A 15,192-nucleotide genomic window follows, 5' to 3' on the forward strand; every position below is an offset into this window, starting at 1 on the left:
TGCATGACCCCTCCCAGCAAACTGTCGGGAATTATACGCGCCGACTAGGCTATTTCAAGCAGAAAACGTGGTTTTTTACGCATCGCAATCGGTTGCGGGTCGCGTGCGGTATGCATAGCGCTCGCGGGTGTAAGAGGGGAGACTGAGAAGAGTGATGGGCAGTTCACTTTTTCGTATTAACGCGCTGGCGGGCGTCACATTTGGAGAGTATAAGGTTTGTAAAACAGGGTTTCATTTTTATATCAACGAGGGTTTTTATGATTACTGGCAACGTCCACCACCTTGAACTGGTTCCTTATCTGCCTGCCAAACTGCGTGAAGCAATTGAATACGTGAAGAAAAATATTACGGCGGATACCCCGCTGGGCAAGCATGATATCGAAGGTAACAGTGTGTTTGTGCTGATCTCCAACGACAGCACCGATCTGCTGGAAAAACGCCGCGCCGAGTATCACGCCAAATATCTGGACATCCAGATCGTGCTGTCCGGCGTGGAAGGGATGACGTTCAGTAACCTGCCAGCGGGCAAGCCCGATACCGATTGGCTGGCGGATAAAGACATTGCTTTCCTGCCTGCGGGCGAGCAGGAAAAACAATTTGTGATGCAGGAAGGGGATTTTGTCGTCTTCTTCCCTGGCGAAGTGCATAAACCGCTGTGTGCCGTTGGCGAACCCGCGCACGTACGCAAAGCTGTAGTGAAAATCGACGCATCGCTGGTGTAGGATTGCTGTGAACAAGGACGTTCAATCATAAAATGGAGAAAATAATGGCAATAATTCCTCAGATGCCCGCTGGTGGTTTTCCTCTTCTGCTTAAAAATCTCTATGAGGCTCGCAGAAATGGTATGCCACGGAGTATGGCTGTTCCGCAGACCTACTATTGGTTTTATCAGCAGGTTCGTAATGGTGGCCCGTGGGATTACAAGCAGCGTGATCGTTCGCTGGCTAACTTCGGTAATTTTAATTACGGTGCGGCGGGTACGGCTGCGGGAATTATGCCAAATATATTGTTGATGGGAGCTGGCTGGGCCCAGAGTCGGGCAGGCACTTCTCGACCTGACTGGGGATATTGGTATCATCGGCCACCCTATGGTGATGATCCACGCGATCAGTTCTGGATTCAACAAGGAATAGACTATGCACGCCTGCACGGCTATTAAGTGGGGGCATCGTTTATTGACAGCGGTACTGCTCGTTGCTGTCGTCGGTTTCTGTATGATTCAGTTCTTATCATCTGGCCGCTATAATGATCGGCTTTACAGCCAAAAACCGCTTACTGATAAAATCTGGCTCTATGTGACCCAGTACCAGAATGCTGGCGCGACGGATTCTGACGTTTATCGCTACTATCTTTACCGTCATATTGATGGCGATCCAATGAACGTACTTGGCGATTCTGCGCCATTTCTGACGGCAGACCGTAGCGACGTGTCAGTTTCCGGAGTGGGGAGCCGTATTACGGTCAAAATGACAGGCAAAATTTATTCATTTAGCAATTCATCATTTTTTTATGACGGTAAAATGCCAGTCATGCCTACGATTGATATTGATGCAAAAGGGATCAATGCTTGGAGAGAGTAGCGGCTTGTTTCAATATGCAGAATTAAGGCAAGAATCGTGTTTTCTGTGGTTCAGCAACAAAAACTATTACTGTTTTGAGCGATGAAACAGTCTGCCTCTGATCTGTTTTTAAAACATCTCAGAGGCAGGTTAAACCTTAATCCTGAACCAGCGTAGCGACCATCACCGCTTTGATGGTGTGCATGCGGTTTTCCGCCTGATCGAACACGATGCTGTGCGCGGATTCAAAGACCTCATCCGTGACTTCCATTCCACCGTGCAGACCATATTGCTCCGCCATTTGTTGGCCCATCGTCGTCTGATCGTCGTGGAACGCAGGTAGGCAGTGCAGGAACTTCACCTGCGGATTGCCCGTCTCGGCGATCATTGCCATGTTCACCTGATACGGTTTCAGCAGCGCGATACGCTCTTTCCAGGTCTCTTTCGGTTCCCCCATAGAAACCCAGACATCGGTATAAATGAAATCTGCGCCCGCGACGCCCGCAGCGATATCTTCCGTTAGCGTAATGCTGCCACCGGTTTGTTCTGCCGCCGCCTGACACTCAGCCACCAGACCAGCATCCGGCCAGCAGGCTTTTGGCGCAACGAGGCGTAAATCCAGCCCGGTGAGCGCCGCCGCTTCCAGCATGGTGTTGCCCATGTTGTTGCGCGCATCGCCAACATAGACGAGCGTCATTTCTGACAGCGATTTACTCGGCAAATGTTCCTGCATCGTCAGCAGATCTGCCAGCAGTTGCGTAGGGTGGAATTCGTTCGTCAGCCCGTTCCAGACCGGCACGCCCGCGTATTGCGCCAGCGTTTCGACAATTTGCTGGCCGTAGCCGCGATATTGAATACCGTCGTACATTCTTCCCAGTACGCGTGCAGTATCCTTGATGGATTCTTTATGGCCGATTTGGCTGCCGCTTGGGCCGAGGTAGGTCACTTGCGCGCCCTGATCGTATGCAGCAACTTCGAAAGAGCAGCGAGTACGAGTCGAATCTTTTTCGAAGATGAGTGCGATGTTTTTACCTTGCAGGCGGCGGGCTTCTGTCCCGTTTTTTTTGTCGGCTTTCAGTTTCGTTGACAGGGCTAAAAGATTGGCAATTTCTGCGGGTGTAAAATCCATTAACCTTAAAAAGTGACGCTTATAGAACGGTTGCATGATGTACCTCTCCATGTGGCTCAACACTATCCCCGTCATACTTCAAGCTGCATGTGCGTTGGCTTCTCTTACTCACCCCAGTCACTTACTTGAGTAAGCTCCTGAGGATTCGTGCGATTGCCGCCTTCCTGCAACTCGAATTATCTAGGGTATATCTATCGGATTAAAAGCTATTCATTGAATTAAAATTCACTTTATATGTGTAATTATTCAAATTCAAGTGGTGATATCAAACTTTGTGGTGGAGCAAGCCGCAGGGCTGTGGGACAATAAGTAATATTACGTCGATTAATGAGGACTGAGGCATGGCAAACCGCGAATTACTGGAAGAGCAACGGGAAGAGACACGCCTGATCATTGAAGAACTGCTGGATGATGGCAGCGATCCTGACGCGCTCTATACCATTGAACACCATTTCTCTGCTGAGAAGTTTGAAGTGTTGGAAAAAGTCGCTGTAGAAGCCTTCAAGTTGGGTTATGAAGTGACGGATGCGGAAGAACTGGAAGTGGAAGAGGGCGTGTTACTGATGTGCTGCGATGCTATCAGTGAAGTTGCGCTGAAGGCGGAGATAATCGACGCGCAGGTAGAACAACTGCTGGCGCTGGCAGAACGCCACGGCGTGAATTACGACGGATGGGGCACCTACTTCGAAGATCCTGATGGTGAAGGCGAAGAAGACGGGGATGATGAAGATTTTTATGATGAAGATGATGACGGCAAGCGCCACTAATTATTGAGTCATTAACTCGAAAGAATACGCCTCACTGAAAACGCCGCCGGAACCCCTGCGGCGTTTTTTATTCGATATGACAGCGCGTGATTACTGCATCTTAAGCCGATTACAGTACCTTCAACATCGTCACTTCACAGTCGGTGTGGCCCGTGTTACCCATTGAGTGGGGAATCAGCTCGAAGCCCAGTGACTCATACAGTCGGATCGCGCTGGTCAGGTGGCCGGTTGTTTCCAGATAGCAGCGGCGAAAGCCGTGCTGACGCGCAAAATCAAGCGCCTGTATCGCCAGCTGACGTGCCAGCCCTTTGCCCCGTACGACGGGTAAGAAATACATTTTCTGTAATTCACACACATCTTCTTCGCCTGCGACTAGCGGGGCAATGCCGCCACCGCCAACCACGCGGCCTTCATATTCAACCACCCAGTAGGCGCTTTTCGGCTGGCTATAGAGGGCAAACAGCGCGTCCAAATTGGGATCGGAAACGGTATAGCCTTTATCAGCCGTCAAACCAAATTCAGCAGAAACCTGACGGATGACCTGAGCGATAGCGGCATCGTCTCGCGCAGTGATTGGGCGTACCTGAAGATTGGCGGAGGTCGCGGTTGTCATAATACGTACTCTTGCTCTTACGGTTTACGAGGGGGACTGATCTTAGCCGATTGTAATACCATTTCAGACCACATTGATGCAACGTCTATACCCGTTCTTCCTGGTGTTCTTCGCGTGGTATCTGTGGTGATTTTTATTCCATATCCACACTCACGCGCCAGCATTTTCTACTGTTAAAGCCATAATATGACACTCTGGAGCTTGAATTATCTAAGATATAAGTAAAATTTCCTGCAATCTCTTAAGATATAAATATTTAGATAGCGCTATTCCTTACGGTTTATAAGACTACTCAGTTGTTTAATTACTGTTAAGTTTTATTGTTGTCGTTAACAAGGCATGCTTAAATAAGCCGCTTTTTGTATGCCAATAACGTGTCTAATGAAACGTTATTGAGTCTTATTTCTTTTAGGATGAAAGGGTTATGACAATCAATATTTCAGAAAATAGCGCGCAGCATCGCGTGCAGTTTCATGGTAAGGCTGGGGAATATTTTGCAATTTGGCTGGTGAATGCATTATTAACAATAATCACCTTAGGTATTTATTCTGCCTGGGCAACAGTGCGCCGCCGCCGTTATTTCTACGGTAATACGGAAATTAACGGTGACCGTTTTGATTACCACGCACAACCCATTCAGATCCTCAAAGGGCGTTTGCTGGTTATCGCTGGAATCGTTTTGTTTTATATTGTGATGATGATGTCACCTGAGCTTGGTACTGTTATCGCGTTGGCATTTGCGGCATTGATTCCGATTATTGTGATCCGCAACTGGCGTTATGACGCCATTATGTCCAGCTACCGTGGCATCCGTTTTAACTATCATTGCCAGACTGGCCGCGCGTATTGGGTATTACTGCTTTGCCCTATTCTGCTGCTGCTGGCGTTTTACGCCGTGTTGGCCGTAGCGCTGTTGATTGGCTCGCAGAGCGATAGCCCGATTCTGATTGGATTCATCTTGCTGGTAATTGCTATTCCAGGGTTTGCCGCAGTAAACGGCATCATGAAAATGATGCAACTTGATTTTTATGTGAATAACCTGTTCTTCGGCAAAACAGCGTTTAAAGCGGAATTGACGAAGGCAGCATTTATTAAATTCACCCTCATTAGCCTGCTGATTTTTGTTCCTTTCTTGATCGCGTCGCTGTCATTTATGAGCTCATTCTTTTTCACGCTGTTCCAAACGATGATGATGGGTGGTGGAAATGAAGAACTCGTGATGATGATGCTGCTGAGCAACATCTTCAATATGGTCATGATGGTTGTCGTGGCGCTGTTGGGTGTGCTGGTTTCCAGCAGCTATCTAGTGGTCGCACAGCGTAATTATCTGTTTAATCAGACGTCGCTGAATGGCGGTGTGAAATTGCACTCTTCCATGCAGACGCTGTCTTACATGGGGCTGCTGATAACCAATAGCCTGATCACTATTTTCTCTTTTGGCTGGGCTGCACCGGTGGCAGAGATTCGTCACGCGCGCTATATTGCGAATGCGACAGCGGTTGAAGGCGATCTAGCACTGCTGCATGTTCAGGCTCATCAGGACACAGCAAACAGCGCACTGGCCGAAGAAGCCGTGCAGGCGCTCGATTTGGGTGTCGGTCTCTAAGGCAGGAATATGAATATTGAGGGGCATTATCAATACCCCGGATTGGCGGCCCGCGTGGCCGCTTCTCTTCATTTAACGGACAACGGTTCGATGATGGTGTTGAACACTGGGTCATCGAATACGACATTTGCATTAGAGCAGGTCACGGTTTCCGATGCGCTGGGCTCGATTCCTCTAACGCTCACCTTTCCTGACGGTGGTCGCTTTGTTCCTGCCGACGATCCCACTTTTCGCACCTGGTATTCCGCACGACGTCGCCCAGGACTTGTCCATCGTCTGGAACGCCATAAACGTGGCGTCATTCTCACGCTACTCGCCACAATTTTGCTCGTCATAAACTACGTTTACGTCGTTCTGCCGTGGGCAAGTTCCGCGCTGGCGCTACGGATGCCTAGCGCTATCGAACAGCAACTGGGGCAAAACACGCTAACGCTGTTACGGCACAGTGATTTTAAGCCTTCGGAACTGCCTGTTGAGCGTCAGCAGGCGATGCAAGCGCTGTTTCAACAGGTTATGCCTGCTGATATGCGGGAAGATAAAACGCCACTGCGCCTGGAAATTATGTCTGCGCCTATCGGGCCGAATGCCTTTATGCTGGCGGATGGCACGCTAATTATCAGTGATGATCTGGTGAAGCTGGCGAAAAATGACAACGAGCTGGCCGCCGTGATGTTGCATGAAATGGGGCACCACGCCTATCGCCACCCAATGCGCATGGTGGTGCGTTCATCGCTGGTATCCCTGACTTTCATGTGGATGACGGGGGATGTTAGCGGCGTGGGGGATACGTTGTTGCAGTCTGCTGCTTTTATCAACGAGATGCAGTTTTCCCGCGATATGGAACGGGAAGCCGATGCATGGGCAATAGCAGAAATGCAGCTACAGGGCCGTTCGCTTCAGTCGATGCAGGCAATGTATCGGGCCTTGATCGCTCACGACCACACTCAGGATGAGATTGATTCGCTGGATTTACCTGACTGGCTGAGTACGCACCCCGATATGGATGAGCGGCTGAAAGTCATTGAAAGCGAGATCAATAAGTACTAATCCTCAGGTCTCGCTTCTCACCTCGATCTAACCTACCTTATGCCGATCGTGTGTGGTTTCACAGCACACGATCCCTTTTCTGCTAGACGTTTGAACAAAAAAAATACGACTTGCTGTTTTTATAAACGAGAATGTCGAACGAAAAGCATGAGCTACGTAGCCAGTCGATTAACAAAAATGCGTTAAATATCATCCTATTAAAAACTATCTGTAGAATCTCTCGCGATAAATAAAAAAATCAGAGAATAATATCTTTTTATTATTAGCTTGCTTATGTTTATTGGGATTTTTCCTAATAGGCATTAAAATCGCTGCTTCACGACTTCATGATTACCGACGAGTTATTTATGATTAACCGAATTTTATCAGGGGTGGTGGGTGCATTTCTGTTAATGCTGTCACCATTAACGCATGCACAGGCCAATTTCCCAGAGCCCCAAGAAGGCGACTGGATTGCGCCAGAATTTACCTTCAACAGCGGCGAAAAATTAAAAGATCTGCGTATTCATTACTACACGATCGGTGATAAGACCAAGCCCGCCATCTTATTGTTACATGGAACGAACCAGCCGATTAAGTCACTGCTAGCCAATGGCTTTGGCGGGGAGCTGTTCGGACCAGGTCAGGCGCTGGATAGCAGTAAGTACTTTATTATCATGCCGGAGAGTATCGGTTCTGGAAAATCGTCCAAACCGTCAGACGGCTTACGGATGAAATTCCCACAGTACGATTATAACGATATGGTGCAGGCACAATATCGCTTAGTTAAAGAAGGGCTGGGCATTAACCACCTGCGCCTGGTGATGGGATATTCCATGGGCGGCATGCAAACCTGGCTCTGGGGTGAAAAATACCCAGACATGATGGATGCGCTGGTGCCAATGGCATCGCTGCCGAATGAGCTGTCTGGTCGTAACTGGATGATGCGCCGCATTTTGATTGAATCCATCAAGAACGATCCGGTGTGGAATAACGGTGATTACACACAGCAGCCGCCAACGCTGAAAACGGCCAACATTATGTTCAGTATTGCCACCACTGGCGGTACGCTCGCGTATCAGAGCAAAGCGCCGACGCGCGCGCAGGCGGACAAACTGGTAGAAGATCGCCTTGCGGCACCATCTACAAGCGATGCGAATGACTTTATTTATATCTGGGGTTCGTCTGCAAATTATAATGCGGCACCGGAACTGAATAAAATTAAGGCCCCTGTTCTGGTGATTAACTCTGCGGATGATGAGCGTAATCCTATTGAAACAGGCATCCTAGAGAATGAGCTTAAAAAAATTAAGCAGGCGACATTGTTCCTTATTCCCGCCAGTAAAGATACCAGCGGACATGGCACCATGATGTCGGCGAAGTTTTATAAAGATGAGTTGCAACGCTTCTTAGAAAAAAATCATTCTCAGAAAAATAATAAAAAATAAAAATTAATGGTCGGCAGAAATCTTTTTCTGTCGGCCATCTTTTTCTCTATACGTTTCTTTATTCGTTTCTTTTTTTTATTACGGTTTTATAACAAGTTTATTTCAGTTCGTGGAAATTCACACGTCTGGAAGATGAACAACGACTATTACGTAAATAACGGAACGGCTCTGCTCTGGAGCTGGTGCTCATCCTTTCTTATTCTCAGACTACAGGGATAATTTATGTTTCGTAAGATAAAGATCCGTACTGCACTTAGCATGATGGTGTTTTCGTTAGCGGTATTACTGCTTTTCGTCGGCGTGTTAGGGTTGGTTGCCGTTCAGTCAGGGAATAAATCATTTGCTCGCGTTGATATGGACGTGCTGCCAGGGCTGGTTGCGCTGAATGACAGCTCAGAGCTGCTGTTGCGTGGTCGGTTGGATTTGCGTCTGTACGAATCATTAATGGGGAAAGGGGACGTCGAAGCAGCTAAAGTTGCGCTAGGGCGCGCCAGAGGCAAAGTCGACGGTGCCAGTGAAAAGTGGCAGGAATACCTGAAATACCCGCAGTCCGAAGCGGAGAAGGTCATTTCGGCGGACATGGCTGAAAAGCGTAACACGCTGATGCAGGAGTTTATCGATCCGGCATTTACGGCGCTTAATGCAGGGAATCTGGATGAATATCGCCAGCGTGCTGGGAAATCGACGGTGCTGTATGCCGCGTTTGATAAATCCTCTAAAGCGCTGGTTGCCTTTAAGTTGAAGAGCATTGATGAAGCCTACGCAGATTCAAATGGGCGTGTGGCGCTGATGGAAACCATCCTGTACGGTGCGATCGCCTGTGCTCTGCTGCTGGCGGTGCTGGCTTGGTCTGTGGTGACCAACATGATCGTGAAACCGCTGAATCAGGCGATTTCCGTCTTTGATCGCATCGCCGAAGGCGACCTGCGGGCACAGATTGATAGCAGCGGAAAAAATGAAATTGCACAGTTGTTTGCTGCGGTTCAACGTATGCGTGACGGGCTGGAAAATATGGTGCGTGTGGTGCGTAACGGTACCGATGCAATCAGCGTAGGGGTTGAAGAAATCGCCTCCGGCAACATCGATCTTTCCAGCCGTACCGAGCAGCAGGCGGCTTCGTTGGATGAGACGGCTTCAAGTATGGAGCAGATCATGTCGACGGTGAAAAACAACGAAGACAACACGCGTAAGGCTAATCAACTGGCGCAGAAGGCCTCTGACTCCGCGTCTCGCGGCGGAAATGTTGTCTCCGAAGTGGTGGATACCATGCGTTCTATTAAGGTGAGCTCTGCGAAGATCTCAGACATTGTAGGTGTGATCGACGGTATCGCTTTCCAGACCAATCTGCTGGCGCTGAACGCGGCGGTGGAGTCTGCGCGTGCGGGTCAGTATGGTAAAGGCTTTGCGGTGGTGGCTTCGGAAGTGCGGATGCTGGCTGCGCGTAGTGCGACGGCCGCGAAAGAGATTGGCACCATGATCGACGATTCGCTCAGCCGTATTGAAAAGGGTGCAGGGCTGGTTGAAGTCGCGGGCAACACGATGGACGAAGTGCTGATGGATGTGGAAAAAGTGGTCGACATCATGGATGAGATCACGCTGGCTTCCAGTGAGCAGAGTCGCGGCATTTCGCAGATCAGTATCGCCATCAATCAGATGGATGGTGTGACGCAGCAGAATGCGTCTTTGGTATCCGAAGTGGCGACCTCGGCGAATTCACTTCAGGAGCAGGTTATTAATCTGCAACAGTCCGTTTCCCGTTTCCAGATCGCAAGAGAAAGCATGGAAATGGACAACGTGCTGCCCGGCTTGCGCCGGAACATTGCGCTGGCCGATGCGCGCTAATCGTTAACCGATCCCCATCGCCTGTTTTCGCTCATGCTGGTTGGGCAGCGAAGACAGGCGATTTATGTACGCACTCATCAATCCATAAATGGTGTGGAATCGATAAACGACACGGGAACCGTTAGCGTTAACCAGACGCCGTTATCCGCTGATAAAAAAGCCTCGTTTTGCAACGAGGCTTTCGTACTTACCGTACTACCGCTAGAAAATCGGTGAGCGTTACAGCGCAGCGATGACTGCGTGCTGCTCCAGCAGTTTGGCTTTCGCTACGGCGTAACCGTCCAGCTTCTCACGCTCTTTGGCGACGACCGCTTCCGGTGCGCGTGCCACAAAGCCTTCGTTGGACAGCTTGCTTTCGATGCGCTCAATCTCTGCTTCGATTTTCGCTACTTCTTTCGTCAGACGATCCAGCTCTGCCGCTTTATCGATCAGGCCTGCCATCGGAATTAACAGCTCGGCACCATCAATGAGTTTAGTGACGGAAACCGGACCTTTATCGCCCGCAGGCAGCAGCGTAATGCTTTCCAGACGTGCGAGCGTTTGGATAAAGCTGCGGTTCTCTTCCACGCGACGCTGTGCTTCACCAGTGACATCACGCAGTAAGACTTCCAGCGGTTTGCCCGGCGCGATGTTCATTTCCGCACGAATGTTACGCACGGCGATAATCGCCTGCTTAATCCACTCCAGATCGTTCAGCGCCAGCGTATCTTCCTGCGCGGCATCAAACTCAGGGAACGGCTGCAACATGATGCTTTCATTTGTACGAACAGCGGCGCTAATGCCTTTGAGCGCTTTAACGCGTAGCCAGATGGTTTCGGTAATGAACGGAATAATTGGATGTGCCAGACGCAGCAACGCTTCCAGTACGGTAACTAACGTGTGACGCGTACCGCGCAGTTCCGCTTCTGAACCGCCATTCATCACAGGTTTCGTCAGCTCCAGATACCAGTCACAGAACTGGTTCCAGGTGAACTCATACAGAATGTTGGCCGCAATATCAAAGCGGTAGCTGTCCAACGCCTCGCGGTAGGCTTTCACCGTGCGGTTGAATTCCGCCAGAATCCAGCGATCAGCCAGTGACAGCACTTTCTCGCCTGTGCCAAAACCGCAATCCTGATCTTCGGTGTTCATCAGCACAAAACGGCTGGCGTTCCACAGCTTGTTACAGAAGTTGCGGTAACCTTCCAGACGCTTCATGTCCCAGTTGATGTCGCGGCCGGTAGAGGCCAGCGCCGCTAGCGTGAAGCGCAGGGCATCCGTACCGTGCGGCTCGATACCGTTCGGGAACTGTTTCTCGGTACGCTTGCGGATTTTTTCCGCCAGTTGCGGCTGCATCATGTTGCCAGTACGTTTCTCCAGCAGGGCTTCCAGCGAAATACCGTCCACCATATCCAGCGGGTCGATCACGTTCCCTTTAGATTTGGACATCTTCTGGCCTTCCTCATCACGGATCAGACCAGTCATGTAAACGGTGTGGAATGGCACCTGTGGTTTGCCGTCTTTATCTTTGATGAAGTGCATGGTCAGCATGATCATACGGGCAATCCAGAAGAAGATGATGTCGAAGCCGCTGACCATCACGCTGCTTGGGTGGAACGCTTTCAGATCGGGCGTTTGCTCTGGCCAACCCAGCGTAGAGAACGTCCACAGCCCGGATGAGAACCAGGTATCCAGTACGTCTTCGTCCTGATTCAGAACGACATCGTCAGCGAGGTTGTTTTCACTGCGTACTTCCGCTTCGGTGCGACCCACATAGACGTTGCCATTGGCATCGTACCAGGCCGGAATGCGGTGACCCCACCACAGCTGGCGGGAAATACACCAGTCCTGAATGTCACGCATCCAACTGAAGTACATGTTTTCGTACTGTTTTGGTACGAACTGGATGCGGCCATCTTCCACCGCTTCTACCGCTGGCTTAGCCAGCACGGCAGCCCGCACATACCACTGGTCGGTCAGCATCGGCTCAATGACAACGCCGCCACGGTCGCCGTAAGGAACGGTCAGATCGTGCGCTTTGATCTCTTCCAGAAGGCCGAGCTCATCGAATGCAGCGACTAACGCTTTACGCGCGGCAAAACGCTCCAGACCCTGGAAGGCTTCTGGAATCTCGCTGCTGCAAGCGGTGCTGGTTTCGCCATTGGTATCAAAAACTTCAGCACTCTGGCGGATATCGCCGTCGAACGTCAGGATATTGACCATCGGCAACTGGTGGCGTTTACCGACTTCGTAGTCGTTGAAGTCGTGAGCTGGCGTGATCTTCACGCAGCCGGTGCCTTTTTCCATATCGGCATGTTCGTCGCCAACGATCGGAATACGACGGCCAATCAGCGGCAGGATCACCTCTTTGCCGATCAGATCTTTATAACGCGGATCTTCCGGGTTAACGGCGACGCCAGTATCACCCAGCACGGTTTCCGGACGGGTAGTCGCGACAACCAGATAGTCTTTCCCGTCAGCGGTTTTCACGCCATCGGCCAGCGGATAGCGCAGGTGCCACATCGACCCTTTCACTTCGCGGTTTTCGACTTCCAGATCGGAAATTGCGGTGCGCAGTTTTGGATCCCAGTTCACCAGACGTTTGCCACGGTAAATCAGGTCTTCTTTATACAGACGGACGAAAACTTCTTTCACCGCATTGGACAGGCCTTCATCCATGGTGAAGCGCTCGCGTTCCCAGTCAACGGAGTTGCCCAGACGGCGCATTTGATTGGTGATGTTGCCACCGGATTCGCCTTTCCACTGCCAGATTTTGTCGATGAACGCTTCGCGGCCGTAATCGTGGCGAGTTTTGCCTTCTTCGGCGGCGATCTTGCGCTCAACGACCATTTGTGTGGCGATACCGGCGTGGTCGGTACCTGCCTGCCACAGGGTATTTTTGCCCTGCATACGCTGATAGCGAATCAACGTATCCATAATGGTTTGCTGGAAAGCATGACCCATGTGCAAGCTGCCGGTGACGTTGGGCGGCGGGATCATGATGCTGAAGCTTTCTTTACTCGTGTCGCCGTGCGGCTTGAAGTAGCCTTGCTTTTCCCAGTGTTCGTAGAGCGGCTGCTCGATATCTTGCGGGTTATATTTCGTTTCCATTATGCTCAAAATTCAGTGAGTTGGCGGCGTAGCCGTGGTCAATTGGAAGCCGACGCTGCGATAGGTTTTATAGCGGTCGCGCGCCAACTGTTTCAAGGAGTCTTCGTAAGGAACAAAGTCTATCACTTCATGGAAAGCGGTGGCAAAATCTGCGAACTGCGGCAATAGGCTAATCAGCAGATCCCGTGGCGCGTTGCCACGCCGCTGTGGCCAGGCCAGTTCGACCGGCGCACCGTGACGCGGCCCTTCGCCTGCCAGATTGTGCGGCACGAATGCGCTGGGGTCACGCTGCCACAGTGCCTCGTCCAGCCTGATGGCCTGCTGCTCGTCTTCACAGGCAATCAGCACGCGCTTTCCTGCTCGCCAACGTTCTGCCGCCAGATCGCATGCCAGTGCCTCATGGGCGCTGAGCTCACCGCTTTTGCTGTCGTGTTCGAGAAGATAGAACGTTGCGTTTTTCATTGTTTACACTATTGATTGCTAAGAGCCAGAAAGTGATAAGGGCCGGAAGTCCGGCCCATAAGACGGCAATCACCTTATAAGGATAAGGCAATCGCTGGCTTTGGTCATCGCCGTTGACGTGAAAGTCTTATTCTACGTCGTTCTGTCCGGCGCGGTTAAGCAGGAACTGTGATAACAGCGCGACCGGTCGACCCGTTGCGCCTTTGGCTTTACCAGAACGCCAGGCGGTGCCTGCGATATCCAAATGCGCCCAGCTGTACTTACGCGTAAAGCGCGACAGGAAGCAGCCTGCGGTAATCGCACCGCCTGGACGACCGCCAATATTCGCCATATCGGCAAAATTGGATTCCAGCTGTTCCTGGAATTCGTCGGTCAGTGGCAGACGCCATGCGCGGTCGCCAGACTGCTCGGACGCGCTCAACAGCTCGTGCGCCAGCGGATTGTGGTTCGCCATCAGCCCAGTGATGTGGTGCCCCAGCGCAATCACGCACGCGCCGGTCAGTGTCGCGACGTCAATTACCACGTCCGGCTCATAACGCTCGACATAGGTCAGCGTATCACACAAGACCAGACGGCCTTCCGCATCGGTGTTCAGTACTTCTACCGTTTGGCCGGACATCGTGGTCAGCACATCGCCCGGACGGTATGCGCGCCCATCGACCATGTTTTCACAACCCGCCAGCACGCCGATGATATTCAACGGCAGCGCCAGTTCGGCCGCCATGCGCATCACGCCGTAGACCGTGGCCGCGCCGCACATGTCGTACTTCATTTCGTCCATGCTGTCGGCAGGTTTGATGGAAATGCCGCCGGAATCGAACGTCAGCCCTTTACCGACCAGCACAATCGGGCGGGTTTCCGGATTTGGATCGCCTTTATATTCGATCACGGACATCAGTGATTCATTCTGCGAGCCCTGACCCACGGCCAGATAGGCATTCATGCCCAGCTCTTTCATCTGCTGCTCGCCAATCACGCGTGTGATGATGTTCTGGCTGTAGGTATCGGCCAGTTGACGCGCTTGCGAAGCCAGATACGCGGCATTACAGATATTCGGCGGCATGTTGCCGAGGTCTTTCGCGGCTTTGATGCCCGCAGCAATCGCCAGACCGTGCTGAATGGCACGCTCGCCGCTGGTCAGCTCACGGCGCGTCGGCACGTTGAAGACCATTTTGCGCAGCGGACGGCGCAGCTCGACCTTGTTGCTCTTAAGCTGATCGAAGGTGTACAGCGTCTCTTTTGCGGTTTCGACCGCCTGGCGTACTTTCCAGTACGTGTTACGGCCTTTCACGTGCAGCTCGGTCAGGAAGCAAACCGCTTCCATCGAGCCGGTTTCGTTTAGGGCGTTGATCGTTTTCTGAATCACCTGTTTGTACTGGCGTTCATCAAGTTCGCGCTCTTTACCGCAACCAATCAGCAGAATGCGCTCGGAAAGAATGTTAGGTACATGGTGTAAGAGCAATGATTGCCCCACTTTGCCTTCTAATTCACCACGGCGAAGCAACGCGCTGATGTAGCCGTCGCTGATTTTATCGAGTTGTTCGGCAATAGGGGACAGACGACGCGGTTCAAACACGCCGACGACAATGCAGGCACTGCGTTGTTTTTCCGGGCTACCGCTTTTTACGCTGAACTCCATGTACTCTCCTG

The 15,192-nt window shown here is 51.2% G+C and carries 13 protein-coding genes; 8 read left to right on the forward strand and 5 right to left on the reverse strand.

All coding sequences use genetic code 11. The features are described from left to right. Positions 1-257 precede the first annotated feature (257 nt). The 3 genes from IG609_RS02160 to IG609_RS02170 are packed head-to-tail and all read left to right on the forward strand — an operon-like array spanning position 258 to position 1,580. Positions 258-722, forward strand: coding sequence for a NanQ anomerase/TabA/YiaL family protein (locus IG609_RS02160; RefSeq protein WP_102117157.1), 465 nt, complete (start codon positions 258-260; stop codon positions 720-722). A 44-nt stretch (positions 723-766) separates the two neighbouring features. Beyond that, a complete protein-coding gene (locus IG609_RS02165; RefSeq protein ID WP_193397830.1) occupies positions 767-1,159 on the forward strand; it encodes a polymorphic toxin type 44 domain-containing protein in 393 nt (130 codons plus the stop codon). After that, positions 1,137-1,580, forward strand: a complete 444-nt coding sequence (locus IG609_RS02170; RefSeq protein WP_193397831.1) for a hypothetical protein — start codon at positions 1,137-1,139, stop codon at positions 1,578-1,580. The genes IG609_RS02165 and IG609_RS02170 overlap by 23 nt, the downstream gene beginning before the upstream one ends. Before the next feature lie 136 nt (positions 1,581-1,716). Here the strand turns inward: IG609_RS02170 and argF are convergent, their stop codons facing one another. After that, a complete protein-coding gene (gene argF / locus IG609_RS02175) occupies positions 1,717-2,724 on the reverse strand; it encodes an ornithine carbamoyltransferase (protein ID WP_116164332.1) in 1,008 nt (335 codons plus the stop codon). A 305-nt stretch (positions 2,725-3,029) separates the two neighbouring features. Between argF and rraB the strand changes: the two genes are divergently transcribed. After that, positions 3,030-3,455 carry a ribonuclease E inhibitor RraB gene (gene rraB, locus IG609_RS02180; RefSeq protein WP_193397832.1) on the forward strand — a complete coding sequence of 142 codons (426 nt, stop codon included), beginning with the start codon at positions 3,030-3,032 and terminating at the stop codon, positions 3,453-3,455. Between the two features lie 109 nt (positions 3,456-3,564). Here the strand turns inward: rraB and IG609_RS02185 are convergent, their stop codons facing one another. Continuing rightward, positions 3,565-4,068, reverse strand: coding sequence for a GNAT family N-acetyltransferase (locus IG609_RS02185; RefSeq protein WP_039282688.1), 504 nt, complete (start codon positions 4,066-4,068; stop codon positions 3,565-3,567). Positions 4,069-4,492: 424 nt separating this feature from the next. On the opposite strand from IG609_RS02185, the gene IG609_RS02190 reads away from it, so the two are divergent. The 4 genes from IG609_RS02190 to IG609_RS02205 all read left to right on the forward strand — a co-directional run bounded on the left by IG609_RS02190 (position 4,493) and on the right by IG609_RS02205 (position 9,990). Next, entirely contained in the window at positions 4,493-5,674 is a 1,182-nt protein-coding gene (locus IG609_RS02190; protein ID WP_193397833.1) for a YjgN family protein, read from the forward strand. 9 nt (positions 5,675-5,683) lie between these two features. Continuing rightward, positions 5,684-6,721 carry a M48 family metallopeptidase gene (locus tag IG609_RS02195; RefSeq protein ID WP_193397834.1) on the forward strand — a complete coding sequence of 346 codons (1,038 nt, stop codon included), beginning with the start codon at positions 5,684-5,686 and terminating at the stop codon, positions 6,719-6,721. A gap of 347 nt (positions 6,722-7,068) precedes the next feature. Beyond that, on the forward strand, positions 7,069-8,148 hold the full coding sequence (locus tag IG609_RS02200; RefSeq protein ID WP_193397835.1) for an alpha/beta fold hydrolase: 1,080 nt from the start codon (positions 7,069-7,071) through the stop codon (positions 8,146-8,148). A gap of 222 nt (positions 8,149-8,370) precedes the next feature. Then, the gene (locus IG609_RS02205) at positions 8,371-9,990 is read left to right on the forward strand and encodes a methyl-accepting chemotaxis protein (protein ID WP_193397836.1); all 1,620 of its coding nucleotides are present in this window, start codon (positions 8,371-8,373) and stop codon (positions 9,988-9,990) included. A 219-nt stretch (positions 9,991-10,209) separates the two neighbouring features. Here IG609_RS02205 and IG609_RS02210 read toward each other — a convergent pair whose 3' ends face one another. The 3 genes from IG609_RS02210 to pepA all read right to left on the reverse strand — a co-directional run bounded on the left by IG609_RS02210 (position 10,210) and on the right by pepA (position 15,181). Continuing rightward, positions 10,210-13,080: a valine--tRNA ligase gene (locus IG609_RS02210; protein WP_193397837.1), complete on the reverse strand. Its 2,871-nt coding sequence runs from the start codon at positions 13,078-13,080 to the stop codon at positions 10,210-10,212. A 12-nt stretch (positions 13,081-13,092) separates the two neighbouring features. Next, positions 13,093-13,542 (reverse strand): DNA polymerase III subunit chi, encoded by a 450-nt coding sequence (locus IG609_RS02215; RefSeq protein WP_193397838.1) that lies wholly within the window; start codon positions 13,540-13,542, stop codon positions 13,093-13,095. 127 nt (positions 13,543-13,669) lie between these two features. Continuing rightward, positions 13,670-15,181, reverse strand: coding sequence for a leucyl aminopeptidase (gene pepA, locus IG609_RS02220; RefSeq protein ID WP_010284628.1), 1,512 nt, complete (start codon positions 15,179-15,181; stop codon positions 13,670-13,672). Between the last annotated feature and the right edge of the window lie 11 nt (positions 15,182-15,192).

The organism is Pectobacterium quasiaquaticum (assembly GCF_014946775.2).
In the GTDB taxonomy this organism is placed as follows: Bacteria; Pseudomonadota; Gammaproteobacteria; order Enterobacterales; family Enterobacteriaceae; genus Pectobacterium; species Pectobacterium aquaticum.